Raw genomic sequence first — 13,539 nt, forward strand, 5'->3', positions numbered from 1 at the left:
TCTCGTCATCCGTTCTTTCTCACTGATTACGAAACATATATCTCACAAGATGCTTTCTTTCCTGTTGCTGTCTTGACGGTTATAGTCGTGTATCCTTTTTTCTTTGCTGTGACCTTACCCTTGGAATTGACTTCAGCAACTTTTTCTTTTGAAGAGGTGAACTCCAATTTGTCATTTGCTGATATCGGTGTTCTAAGAACCTGAAGTTTCACTGATTTGCCCTTTTTAAGGTTTATCTTCTTAGAGCCAAAGGAAACTTTATTTGTAGCAACAGCATCTTCCTGAACGATAACTTTACACTTGGCACTGGCACCGCTCTTCATCGTAACTGTAATATAAGTTGTTCCTACAGATTTAGCCGTTATCTTGCCGGACTTTTTATCAACTACAGCTATCTTTTTATTTGCGGATGTCCATTTACTTACCTTATCTCCGGTACTGCCGGACTTCACCTTTAAAGCTGTTGAAGTCTTCTTAACCTGCATCGTTGTGGACTTCGCATTTAACTTCACTTTCGCTTTCTTCTTCTTGATATCTCTCTTTTCTAAAACGATATCACAGCGCTCACATTTCTTAACTTCTACGCCTTTGGCGAAAATGGTAGACGCTTTCTCTACTTCCCAATCTCCTGCGCTGTGTCCCAATGCCGGAATCTCTTCCGATACCTGATCCGGGCATCGCATACATACTTTCGTATGGATTCCTTTTTCCGTACAGGTAGCTTCTTTTGTAATACTCCATTCACCATAATTATGTCCCAGTGCCGGAATCTTCACAATATCTTTTTGCTCGCTGCATTTTCTACAATAAATGGATTTTACTCCATCCTCCGTGCAGGTTGCAACTTTATCAATTGTGTAATTGGATTTCCAGTCATGTTCTAATGCTGGAATGACTTCCGTCACCACATCATGGCATACACCGCATTCCTTGGTGCGGCTTCCCGCTTCTGTACAAGTTGCTTCTTTCGTCACTTTCCAGTCACCATATTTATGCTCCAATGCCGGAATCTCCGTTACTTTATCTCTCACATCACACCTGGTACAATGAATCGACTTTTCACCTTTTTCTGTACAGCTTGCTGCTTTGTCAACTGTAAAATCTTTTTCCCAGTCATGTCCTAATGCTGGAATTGCTTCCGTCACCACATCATGGCATACACTGCATTCCTTGGTGCGGCTTCCCGCTTCTGTACACGTTGCTTCTTTCGTCACTTTCCAGTCACCATATTTATGCTCCAATGCCGGAATCTCCGTTACTTTATCTCTCACATCACACCTGGTACAATGAATCGACTTTTCACCTTTTTCTGTACAGCTTGCTGCTTTGTCAACTGTAAAATCTTTTTCCCAGTCATGTCCTAATGCCGGGATTGCTTCCGTCACCACATCATGGCATACACTGCATTCCTTGGTGCGGCCTCCCGCTTCTGTACAAGTTGCTTCTTTCGTCACTTTCCAGTCACCATAATTATGCTCCAATGCCGGAATCTCTGTAACTTTCTCTCTCACATCGCACCTTGTACAATGAATCGACTTTTCACCTTTTTCTGTACAGGTTGCTGCTTTATCCACCGTAAAATCTTTTTCCCAGTCATGCCCTAATGCCGCAATTGCTTCCGTTACTACTTCATGGCATACACTGCATTCCTTTGTTCGGCTTCCAGCTTCTGAACAACTTGCTTCTTTTGTTACTTTCCATTCACCATACTGATGCCCTGATTTCGGAATCACTGTGATATCTTTTCTTGCATCACACGTTGTACAATGAATTGATTGTTCACCTTCCTTTATACAGGTTGCTGCCTTATCCACGGTAAAATCACTATCCCACTCATGATCTTCTAATACAAGCGCTGCATCTGTTACCTTTGTTGCATTAAGCTTGGCATCCAGTGTTGTCAGCTCCCCGCTTGTAGAAAACTTTGTTTTAGCTGTCGTATTCTTGAACGTGAGTACTCCTAATTTTGCCGTGCCTGTGGTAGAAATTTCTGACAGTTTGTCAACATAGAATGTGAAGATGGTCTTACTGCCGTCTTCTTTTTGTGTCATCTTGTGGTAGGTGGAGGGGGACGTATCGTCCCACTCCATAGTTCCTTCTGCCTTTTCATTCACAACGATGTCAAACTGTACGGAATATGCCAAACTGTCCATATTCTGAATCTCAACTGCCCATTCACCGGCAGTATCTGTAACGGATAATTTTATTCCTGGCTTTTCTGTTGCTGCCAGGGCTGTCATGGAGTATAGCAGCATAAGTACCAGTACTCCCACGAGAACCTTAACCTTTCCTATCTTCCTCAATTGTTCATCCCTCCATCTGCCGCGTCAGACTCTAGCCTGATGTTCGGCATTGTTTCTTCCGTAGGAGATTGTACCCATAAGGTATTACTTACAAGACGTTTGCTGTCCGCATTGTTCGGATCGTCTGTACGATACATCACAGCCTGGATTTCTGCCGGAAGTACACTATTTCCACATACACCCTCTGTAAGTGCCGCTTCTTTTTGTACATCAGGTATGAAGATCCAGAAACCATTATTAATCGTCGTCATATCTCCTTCTTTCGGTTCCTCCGCGAAGAGTAACGATACTCCGTTCATCGGTCTTTCTACTAAGTCAATACTACTGTCATCTTTACTGTTATCCACATTGTTAAATCTGCCCTGAAGTAAGATTGTATTATAGACCGGATCCCCACGATATGTACCTGTCACTATTAAAGTACCTGCCTTAATGATATCTTCTTCTGCATCACCATACTGGTAATCGCTTTCCAGATAACCGATTGCTGTTTCACTGATTTCAATATCATCACCTGGGTAAGCCATAAAATCAATATCATCCATTGTCAGATTATCCGGTAGATTGGTAATCCTGATGTATTTCTCATCATAGGTGTCAACTCTGCCATCTTCTCTTTCAAAGAGATACGTCTGATCCTTGGAACTATCAATATCTTGATCAAATACTTTCACATCCTTATATTGGATACCATCTTCGCTGACAGAAACCGTAAGCTTACCGGCTGCTTTGGCACGTTCATACTTCGGTGCCTGCTCCGTTATTTCTTCCGTAACCTGTTCTGTTACTGGCTCTGTTTCTATTTCTGTTTCTCCCTGTGCATCTGTCTGTGTATATGGTTCCGTATTAAATTCTGTAAGTCTTTCCGTATCTGATTCTGTACTAACTTCCTTAGCTGCTTCCAAATTGCTTTCCGCCTGTGTCTGCGGCTCTGTAGATTTTGCTGAATCTGAAAGTGCGGATTTCAATTCCGGTAAAGAATTGTTCTTTACCATCTTAGCTTTTGCTTCAGTATTGGCTTCTGTAACGATTTCTGTAACTTCTTCTGTAACTTCTTCTGTAACTTCTTCCTCTGTTGCATTTTTCTGTATGGACTGTCCTTTTATCTTAATACCTGCAATGGAGATATTTTCATCTTTCATCGTAACTATTATAGAACCGTCATCATCTATCTCATAACTCCATGACTCCCGCGGAACCAGATTATCATGTTGTATCTTAATAGATTGTGAGTTAGCTTCTGCAATTACATTACCAAGTACATCAATAGCTTTTACAGAATAGGTGATTTCCCGGTTATTCATGGAACCAATGATATCTGTAAAGGTTGTTTCTTTTGTAAATCCAATACCCTTTCCATTCCTGCTGATCTCATAGCCCTGTACCATAGGATCGTCCTCTGGGAGTCCGGCTACGGTAATCACAGCTGTTTTCTGATCAATAGAAGCACTTACTTCAATACTTCCTCTAACCGGTGTACTTCCTGCCATTGCTTCTCTTCTGGACTGGTCATTGAGATAATAAATCTTACGGCTTTCCTTCTCATATTTGCTCATTTCTGCTTTAGCTTCATCACTCAGAACTATTCCCCAACGTTCAAAGAACTCCGTTAAATCTTTCTGCGCAATATAACTTGCTACAACTGCAAATTTCTGATCTCCAGAAAATCCTTTTCCTTTATCTTCACGATAAGCCTTGTTCACCAGATTATAGAAATTATCATCTGCTCCCAGGTCATATGCCAGATGCAGCTGCCAGTACAGGCCCAGTCCCACAAAGACATCATTTGGCAGACCGACTGCTCCTATTGAAGTTTTTTCAAATATCTGTTCGTACTTATTGCTTGTCTCCAGCCTGGATGGAAGTGCATTCTGTCCGCCGTCATGAGTCTGTCCAAACAGGGAATAAATATTATTTGTAGTCTCCGCTTTTCCTAGCGTATCCATCTGATGTCCGATTTCATGTGCGATGCCCCATCCGTAAAGTCCGTTTCCTTTGCCTTCGCCTGTGACACTGGTTGGCCTTCCCTGTGCCAATGCACCTGCTGAACCATATCCGATTCCGATATGTGACCCGCTGGCATACATAAATGCCCCTGCAAACATACGCATATAGCGGATATTGACTCTGGATCGTTCAGCTTTCTTGTCATCTACACCATGAGTTGTATATAATACCTCCAGGAGTTCATCCCAGGCAAGTACATTGTTGTATAGCTTATCTACTTTTTTCTCCAACGTTTCTGTGCCGCTTATAATTGCTTTTTGAACAGGTACTGCCGGAAGTGACAGTAAAACATTCGGAAGAGAAATCTCTGTGCTGTTCCTGATGTTTGTCTGCTCGTTTTTCGCTACAATCCCTTTTGTGAAAATCTCCATCTCCTCAACATAGCTTGAAATTACATTTCTCTTTTGTGTTTCATCCATAATATCCCAACTAGATAATTCTAACACTGGGATCTTGGTATATTCTCCACGTATCTGAAGCTTAATTTCATCTTGTTTATCTCCGGAGTATTGCAAATATAAAGAGCCACCCTTTTCTGCATTGATAGTCATAAGCTGTGGTATATTAATAATATTTCTTCCGCTGGTCAATTGAATACTGCTTCCTGACCATGAAGAAGCTTCTGCAAAATACTGTGTCGGAGTAATAGTTACATATTCTCCTTCTGGAATATCTGCATAGATCACAATCTGTTTACCTGCATTTGCAACAATTCCAAGTGGTTGGAACGTATTTATTACTTTCAGATTTTTCTCCGTATTTCTGGAATCGATGCCGTCTACAATTTTACCCAGTTTTGTAATATCATTTTCCAACAACCCACGGGCGATGGATATTTCATCCAGAAGAATTTTCTGATCTACATAATACCCTTCCGTATTATTAAGCAAGGCTTCCAATTCATCAATCTGCTCCTTGTTAACTCCATCCGCCAGCTTCGAAAAGCTCTTATTAGCAAACAGTGCTTCCACCTTTTCATTAATACCGGAATAATCGTAAAAAGCAATTTCTGAAAGTGACCTTGCTTCATATCCGTCTGTCTGATTTATCTCAATTCCGATTTTTTTAATATCCTCTGTTTTAGGGAACGTCAAAATGGCAAATCCATTTTTAACAGGATCTCCTTTTACTGGCTGTAAACTTGCCACTGTTTTCTTTTCACCCTCGCTGTTCCATACATTCACGGTATATTTAAAGATATATTTCCTATAGTTTCCATCTAATCTTGGAACATATACTACATAGTCCATCGTCTTAGGTTCTTTAAACTCAAAAATAAATTCCTTACTCAGCCACCATGCATTTGCTGTCCAATGTGTAAAATAGTCTCCATCCAATACATCCTGTACTTTAAAAGTCCCTTGATAGGATGGGCTGACATTATTAGGATTATTCATAACTATCTTTGATACATCTGTATTGGGTATTCTTCCAAGTGTAGGGATCTTAGGAGGTGTAATCTCTTCTCGCTTTGGTGTTGCCAGCGATTCGAGAGAACGTCCACTCTCACCCTTTGCATTACTTGCTGTCACATATACACTGTACTCTTTATCATTAATTAAATCGGGAATAACGAAACTAGTCTGCGTAATACCACTTGCAGCTTTTGTATATGGCTGATTACTCTCGACTAATTTGTAATAAACACTGTACGTTTCCGCATTCTTCGTCTTTCCCCAGTTTACCTTCAGTGAATTATCACCGGAAGCAACCTTTAAATGATCCGGAGGGGACGGAGGGGACTTCGGCCGTGGAACAGCCACTATTTCCTGTGATGCCTGTCCTTTCCAATCTCCGTTCACTGCATAAACTGCAAAATAGTATGTTATTAGATTATCTAATCCTTTAATTTCCGCAGTCGTTCCTTCCACTGATATCTGATCCGTATATTTTCCGGATTCCAGACCGTATTTCACCATATAACCAGTTACATTATCCACTGCTTTCCATGTCAATGTGACTGTCTTGTCATCTTCTGCCGCCTGGACATTCTTCGGAATAGCGCTGTCGTTGGTAGGATTAGCCGGTACAATATCCTTCAAGAATTTGATTTCTTCCACTACAGCATAAGTAGGCTTGCCCTCTTCATTTGCCACTTTGGTTACAGTTATCGTTACCTTCTTTACCGCTACACGCGCTCCAAGATTGATAACAACCGTACTTCTGCCTTCTCTTGTTTCAATGGCATGGACTCCCTGGGGGACTTCATTGGAAAAGTCATATTTCTCAGTATAAATCTTACCATTTTCTTCATAATCAATCGTAGCCACTCCTGCTTCGATTGCACCGGAAGCTGACGGGGATGCGATTTCAATCTGTTCCATCTGTACCGGCTGCTCAAATGATACCGGAATGCTCAGATTTTTCCCTTCACTTGTCTCAAAGGTTACCGGTGCTGAATTGGGTTTCAGAATATCTTCTGCTGTACCTGCAGCCACAGTAACGTCCTCTGGGAGATCCTTCAGTGTTGCTACTGCTGCCGCAATCACTTCCGTATCATATAATACTGCCTGCCCCACTGCACTGCGGTTTCTATTCACCAGTGCAATATCCTTGATATCAACAACACCGTCACAGTTTAAATCTGCGGAAGCTTCTTTTTCGCCTGCTGCAATATTATTCATGCCTAATGCAGTCTCTACCACTGCCAGATCCCTGTCATCAACAGCACCATCGCCATTAACATCACCCATGGTAAATGCCTGGCTCTTTGTATCAAGAACAATTTTCTTAGAGAAATCTTTCAATGTAATTTTGTCGGAAAGATAGGGTTTGTACCCCTTTCCCTTTAATGCTATCTGATAATCACTGTTATTTGGTAAATTAGTGAAGCTGACATTGTAATAATTTACCTCAGACTCTGTAGTAATCGGAACCCCATAGCTGTTCAGCGCCTCCATTTTTACAGTTCCTGTCTGATTTTCCATTATAGGAAAACCTTTCTCATCCTCTGTTTTTTCGCCTAATTCGATCTCAGCCAGTACACTTCCGGACCCGTTCAGCAATTGTGCTTTCATATCTTTTTGATTAACGGTATCCAGGGCTTCCGGATAACTGAGATTCAGGACTACGCTGATATCTCCATTGCCTTTTGTGCCGGCTGACGCATCCTTTTCATTCCCTGCTGCAAATGCTGTTACATCAACACTTGTAAACAGTAGAATCATGGCTAAAAAACCTGCCAATACTCTCTTCATCATATTCTCCTTCCTCATATTATGTTTTGGAAGCAGTCTGTTTATACCCATAATTTACCATAATTTGAGTTTAAAAAAACAACTGCTCGTCATCTGCAAACAATTGTTTTTTCGACAGACTTCCCCTTAATTTATACTTCTATGATGCCTTAAGTTAGGAGTTTTGTCAATAGTTTTAGTCACATATTTCCATCAAATTTAAACTTTTATTTTCCACATGTGACCGCACTGTCTTATTTTGTTTTTACTTATTAAAATGCTTCCAAAATCTCTATGACCTCTCTGAGATTTTCACATATTTTCATACATAGTTTTTGGGTTTCTTCTGTTGGCATATCCAGATCCGGTACCATTACAACCTTGCACCCGGCACTGGCTCCTGCCCGGATTCCATTTGGACTGTCTTCCAGAACCAGGCACATCCTCGGATCTGTATCCAGCTTTTTAGCTGCCTTTAGAAAAACATCCGGTGCCGGTTTGCTATTCTCAACTTCATCACCGCACACGACTGCCTCAAAATCCAAAGGAAGTCCCGCCAGTTCAAAATACCACTCCACCGTTTCCCGGTGGGTGGATGTGGCCAAAGCTCTTTTATATCCCTTTTCCTTTAAATATGCTAAAAGCTCAGTTAATCCTTCTTTTATGGGCATTCCGTACTGCCTAAGCCTGCTGTTCAAATATTCACACCGCAGACTGCGTGCCTCATCGTAATCTACCTGATCTCCATACCATTTTAAAAAAAGGCTTCTGGCATCTGCCACATTTCTTCCCCGGGTCTGTGACAACTTCCCGTCATCAATTTCAAATCCCAGGACCTCTCCTGCATATTTCCAACCGTCTGATGCCAGCCTTTCCGTATCAAACATCAGTCCGTCCATATCAAAAATAGCAGCCTTAACCACATCGTTATTGCGCTCTTTCTTCATCTCCTGTAACTGGCCCGGCAAATACCGCTATCCTATTTAACCAGTGCTTCCTCCCATTCTTTTTCTTTAAATCCAACCAGCACAAAATCCTTTCCAATCACCAGCGGTCTCTTCACCAGCATACCATCCGTTGCCAGGATCTCATATTGTTCGTCTTCACTCATTTGCGGAATCCTTTCTTTCAGATTTAAATCCTTATATACCATCCCGCTGGTATTAAAAAATCGTTTTAAAGGAAGCCCGCTTCTGCCATGCCATTCCTTAAGTTCAGCCGCAGTTGGATTTTCTTCTTTTATATGGCGGTCTTCAAATTCCACCTGATGTTCTTTCAGCCACTTCTTTGCTTTCTGGCAAGTCGTGCACTTTGGATATTCTACAAATAATACCTGCATTTATATTTCCTCCTGAATTATATTATCATTATTGATTGAAAGAACCAATGCTTCTTTTCCCAAAATAAAATAGGGGAATATGCTCTATGTACCATGCATATTCCCCTTTAAATCATCAACCAGTCCGGTTCAGCTGTCTATCATACCGGAGCTTGTCTGAAAATTCTTATTGCTACTGTGCAGCACTTCCGTCTGCATTATTATCACCCTGTCCTGCATCTGTAGAAGCATTGGACTCAGTAGATGCATTTGTTTCTGAAGAAGCATTGGCATCTGCATTAGCATTTGTTTCAGCATTGTTTCTTCCGGTATCTGTGCTGGTGCTGCCGCCGCTAGTATCTGTAATCGATGTAACCTTAGCGCTGCTTACATCACCGGTGTAGTTGATTCCAACCGTTTCACCAATCATAAGACCGCCCGTGATATTAACCGGTACTCCAGTGATAGTAAAGCTTAACTCTTGTCCATCATCTGCTGAAATTGAAAGGGTGCTCATTGTTACATCTGTGATAGTCCCTGTAACTTTAGTACTGTTTTCCGTCTGTGGTGCTGAATTTGTTGTATTGTCGGTAATTTCTACCGCCGGTACAATTTCCGGACCATATACGTCGCCCGTGAATTTTACTGATACATAATTTGTATCCTGGATACCATTTCCAAGTACCATTTTACATTTGTCATGTGTAAAATAATAGGAATCTCCATCATCACCAAGGATTACAATTCTTTCTCCTGTGATTTCAGAAATTGTTCCGTTTAATGTTCCTCCGGTTGCATTGGGATCAGCTGTTTCTGCTACAACTGGCTCACCCTCTGTAATTTTCTCTGCACTTGCATCCATATCTTTGATTCCAGATACCTTAGCTCCCGATGTATCTGTGTCTACTACTTTGCCTTTATACAGGATAGTAATCTGGCTACCTGCTTTCAGCTCTGCAGTTGTCTGCATCTGTGCGCCCGTTGTTGAAAATGTAAGCTTTTTACCTCTTGCTGTCTGAATATCAACGGAATCCGCTGTCACCCCTGTAACGAGTCCGTTTAATTCTCTTGTCTTATCCGTGCTGCTTTCTGTCTGCGGTTCTGTTGTCTGTGTCTGAGTCTCCGTCTGTTTCGTAGTTGGAGCTTCGGTCACTGCCAGGGTCTGCGGTTCTGTTTCCTTTTCTTTATCGCCGCATCCTGCTAAAGATACCGTAACCAATAATGCTGCAAAAAACAATGATATCCTCTTCATTATTTATTCCTCCTTAATTTTCCTCAATTATAAGTATTACCAGATTTCACCTTATAATCCATTTCATTATAAATCTTTCTACGGTAAAAAGCAACTTTTACTGGAAAAATTTATAAAGTCTTCAGTATTGCATCGTAATTGTATCACTTATTTAGATTATCTTAAGAAAAAGCTGCCATTTTATACGGATCATTTTCTATTTCTCCGTACTGCATGGCAGCTTCTTCTTTACCCGCCGTTCATCAAATGTCCGGCGGTATATGCATACTTAAGTATCTTTTTGTAAATGCAATTATTCAGCTTCTACAAAAACATCTTTTCCCATACCACAGATTGGGCAAACCCAGTCTTCTGGAATATCTTCAAATGCTGTTCCAGGAGCAATTCCGCCATCTGGATCACCTACTTCCGGATCATATTCATATCCGCATGGTTCACAAATATATTTTTTCATGTTGTTTCACCTCCTTTAAATAGTGTAAGTCTTTTCAAAACTATAAACTGTATTATATCATATTTTAAAAATTTATCCAGCAAATTCGTATGCGCCGGTATTTTCATTATACCCATAAAAATCTGCAAAAGACAAATTAAATACCTTTTCTGACAAATCTCCCAATGGAATCTGTTTACGAATCAGATATAAATATATACCGGTATTCGAAATATCTCCCTGAATCAGAATACTCTGAAGTTTTCCATCCTTAATAAAGGCTTTTTTGTAGCTGTCTTTTCCCTTATGGGTACAGATCTTCACACCTTCTTCTTTATCATCCAGTTTTCCCACTGAAAGCATAGTTATTCCATAGAAATTACTGGTATTTTTAAATGGATACGGCTTCTCGTATTCCAGCACTGCACCACACATATTCATTGCTGCAGTTTTCCCCTGCTCCATAGCGTCCGGCCATACTCCGGATAAACCTGTCACATCGCCTGCTGCGTAGACATTCGGGATATTTGTCTGTAAAAATTCATTTACCCCGATTCCACGTTCTATCTCAATGCCGCTGTCCTTCAGAAAATCCACCTTGGGACGGACACCTGCTGCAACAATGATAAAATCACAGGGAATGCTTTCTCCATTTGACAGCTGAACTGCTATGATATTTCCATTATCATCTACCACGGAATCATTAGCGGATACCCCAAGTTTAAATTTGCATCCCGCATTTTCAAATGCCGCCTGATAAACACTTGCTGCATAGGCATCTGTCTGAAGTGGCATTACACGATCCGCCATTTCTGCTATTGTAACCTTGCCTCCTAAATGTGTCAATGCTGATGCCGCATCCAGTCCAACCAGTCCGGATCCTACAATAAATACATTTTTTCCGTAAGTATCCAGGGCAGTCTGTATTGCCCTGGCATCACTCAGATCACGAAAGCCAAAGACATTTTCTGCCTCCCGGAAATGAGGAATCGGCGGTACCACATAAGCGGATCCGGTTGCCAAAAGAAGCTTATCGTAAGGAACGAAGGCTCCACAGGCCAGAGTTACTTCCTGCTTCTTTGTATCCACCCGGGTTACTGCTTCCGTATCAATAAAACGAATTTTATTTACTTCAAAGAAATTCTCAGGAACAAAATTAATTCCTTTTTCTGTCCGCTCTTTGCCAAGGACTTTGTGCAGCATACAGCGTGAATGAACCTGGTCATCAATAGAAATCACTGTAATTTGGGCATCATCTTCCATTTTACGAATACGTTCTGCCGCTTTGATTCCCGCAGCACCAGCTCCGATGATTACAAATCTCTCCATATATTACACCTCCTTTACAAAGATTGCCTGCTTCGGACAGGCTGCCACACAAGACGGGCCTTCTTCGCCAGATGGATCTCCATCTTTATCCTGGCAGAAATCGCATTTTATCATATAGGTTCTGGAATAATCAGGTTTTGGAACCCCGAATTTACAGTTCATCACACACATATAACATGCTGCGCATTTATCCCTGTCGTATTCCACCAACCCGGTTTTCAGGTTTTTCACCAATGCTCCGCTCATACAGGCACCCACACAGTCCGGTTCATCGCAGTGGCGGCAGAATACCGGAGTATAGCCGCCCTTTCCATCATTATAGATATAGTTCCTGGATTCGTTTTCCGGGTCCGTCAGGCACAGGTCATAGATGGTACCAGGTGTCTTACGGTGGGCATTCATACAGGCAATGCTGCAGTTCTTGCATCCGTCACATTTCGATGCGTCCACAAATATACGTTTCATAAGGCGCCACCTTTCTAGATATTAAGAGCACTTCTCTTTTCTTCTATGATTTTCTCTAAAGTATCAGCGGATGATTTCGCATCTCCGTCTATAATAACCTGACCGCCTGTCAGTGATTTCATATCTTCTGTCAGGACTTTTGTCACCAGTGAACTTCCGGTTACAAAAGGCGGTACGCCAAGGTGAAGGGGCAGACCCAGTGCAAGTCCAAAGCATCCGTCTGCAAGTGCCTGCTCTTCCAGCCATTGTGCTGCTGATAATACCAGCGGCAGCTGAGGAATATCAATGCCGATTTCCTTCGCAAGTTCCGTTGCCACCATTTCCAGTCTTCCGATTGCAAGACATGGTCCAAAGTTCAATACCGGAGGAATTCCAAGTGATTTACATACTTCTTTTAAGTTTGGTCCGGCAAGTTCTGCTGCTTCCGGTGTCATCAGTCCGCAGTTTTCGATACCGCCTGAAGAACATCCTGCACTGAGTACAATGATATCTCTTTTGATCAATTCTTTCGTAAGCTCTACAGTCAAAGTATCGTGTCCGTACGCTACGCTTGAACATCCTACAACTCCAGCCACACCTTTGATCTTGCCGGATACAATCAGGTCGATTAACGGCTTCCAGGAATCACCCAGGAATTTTTTCAGAGAAATTTCACTGACGCCGGTTAACGTATTTTTATTTCCATGTTCCGGAAGAAGATTCATTTCTACACTGCCGCGGCGTGCAACATAGCCGGCAATAATTTCATCGATGATACGGTCTCCGTCTTCTACTCTGCTCTCGAATTTAAATGGAATCAGCTCTGCATTTCTCTTCTTAGCCACATCATCTATACAGATCTGTTTAATTTGAAGTTCTTCACAAATAGGTTCAATACCCGGCAGTGTACAGTTAAATTCTGAAAGAACCGCATCAATGCCTCCGGTAGCCAGAATTGCTTCACTTGTATAGTTGTTACCTGCATGACCGTCAAAAATCTCCGTATAATGTGCACCGCGAAGCTGAAGATCCTGGCCTACACAGGTACATCCAACCAGTTTAAATCCTTTTGCACCCACAGCTTTCGCTTTCGCCACTACGTCCTCTTCAATCAGACGATCCTGGATATATGTAAACATGGAGTGCTGGTGTCCGGTAATCATAATATTGATATAATCAGTATCAATCACGTTAAGTCCAACCGGTGCAAATCGTATCTCCGGTTCACCTAACAGGATATCATTTAACAAATTTGTAAGCATCAGTCCGTATACACC

At 41.7% G+C, this 13,539-nt stretch carries 9 protein-coding genes; all 9 read right to left on the reverse strand.

All coding sequences use genetic code 11. The features are described from left to right. Positions 1-26 precede the first annotated feature (26 nt). Entirely contained in the window at positions 27-2,303 is a 2,277-nt protein-coding gene (locus RHS_RS26875; RefSeq protein ID WP_047834909.1) for an Ig-like domain-containing protein, read from the reverse strand. Continuing rightward, positions 2,300-7,510: a fibronectin type III domain-containing protein gene (locus RHS_RS32095; RefSeq protein WP_395023586.1), complete on the reverse strand. Its 5,211-nt coding sequence runs from the start codon at positions 7,508-7,510 to the stop codon at positions 2,300-2,302. The genes RHS_RS26875 and RHS_RS32095 overlap by 4 nt, the downstream gene beginning before the upstream one ends. A 248-nt stretch (positions 7,511-7,758) precedes the next feature. Further along, positions 7,759-8,454 carry an HAD family hydrolase gene (locus RHS_RS26885; RefSeq protein WP_395023587.1) on the reverse strand — a complete coding sequence of 232 codons (696 nt, stop codon included), beginning with the start codon at positions 8,452-8,454 and terminating at the stop codon, positions 7,759-7,761. 11 nt (positions 8,455-8,465) lie between these two features. Further along, on the reverse strand, positions 8,466-8,825 hold the full coding sequence (locus RHS_RS26890) for an arsenate reductase family protein (RefSeq protein WP_047834910.1): 360 nt from the start codon (positions 8,823-8,825) through the stop codon (positions 8,466-8,468). 172 nt (positions 8,826-8,997) lie between these two features. Further along, complete coding sequence (locus tag RHS_RS26895; RefSeq protein ID WP_047834911.1) at positions 8,998-10,056, reverse strand: hypothetical protein; 1,059 nt, start codon at positions 10,054-10,056, stop codon at positions 8,998-9,000. 292 nt (positions 10,057-10,348) lie between these two features. Beyond that, positions 10,349-10,510 (reverse strand): rubredoxin, encoded by a 162-nt coding sequence (rd, locus tag RHS_RS26900; RefSeq protein WP_027293141.1) that lies wholly within the window; start codon positions 10,508-10,510, stop codon positions 10,349-10,351. 72 nt (positions 10,511-10,582) lie between these two features. Continuing rightward, positions 10,583-11,818, reverse strand: coding sequence for an NAD(P)/FAD-dependent oxidoreductase (locus RHS_RS26905; RefSeq protein ID WP_047834912.1), 1,236 nt, complete (start codon positions 11,816-11,818; stop codon positions 10,583-10,585). A 3-nt stretch (positions 11,819-11,821) separates the two neighbouring features. After that, complete coding sequence (locus RHS_RS26910; RefSeq protein WP_027293139.1) at positions 11,822-12,283, reverse strand: 4Fe-4S dicluster domain-containing protein; 462 nt, start codon at positions 12,281-12,283, stop codon at positions 11,822-11,824. A 14-nt stretch (positions 12,284-12,297) separates the two neighbouring features. Further along, on the reverse strand, positions 12,298-13,539 hold a 1,242-nt coding region (gene cooS / locus RHS_RS26915; protein ID WP_047834915.1), incomplete at its 5' end, for an anaerobic carbon-monoxide dehydrogenase catalytic subunit.

It is taken from the genome of Robinsoniella sp. RHS (genome assembly GCF_001029355.1).
GTDB classification, from domain to species: Bacteria; Bacillota; Clostridia; order Lachnospirales; family Lachnospiraceae; genus Robinsoniella; species Robinsoniella peoriensis.

Excerpts from the sequence above, each read along its gene's own strand:
- RHS_RS32095 (WP_395023586.1), bottom strand. The coding sequence starts at position 7,510 with ATGATGAAGAGAGTATTGGCAGGTTTTTTAGCCATGATTCTACTGTTT.
- RHS_RS26890 (WP_047834910.1), bottom strand. The coding sequence starts at position 8,825 with ATGCAGGTATTATTTGTAGAATATCCAAAGTGCACGACTTGCCAGAAA.
- RHS_RS26895 (WP_047834911.1), bottom strand. The coding sequence starts at position 10,056 with ATGAAGAGGATATCATTGTTTTTTGCAGCATTATTGGTTACGGTATCT.
- rd (WP_027293141.1), bottom strand. The coding sequence starts at position 10,510 with ATGAAAAAATATATTTGTGAACCATGCGGATATGAATATGATCCGGAA.
- RHS_RS26905 (WP_047834912.1), bottom strand. The coding sequence starts at position 11,818 with ATGGAGAGATTTGTAATCATCGGAGCTGGTGCTGCGGGAATCAAAGCG.
- RHS_RS26910 (WP_027293139.1), bottom strand. The coding sequence starts at position 12,283 with ATGAAACGTATATTTGTGGACGCATCGAAATGTGACGGATGCAAGAAC.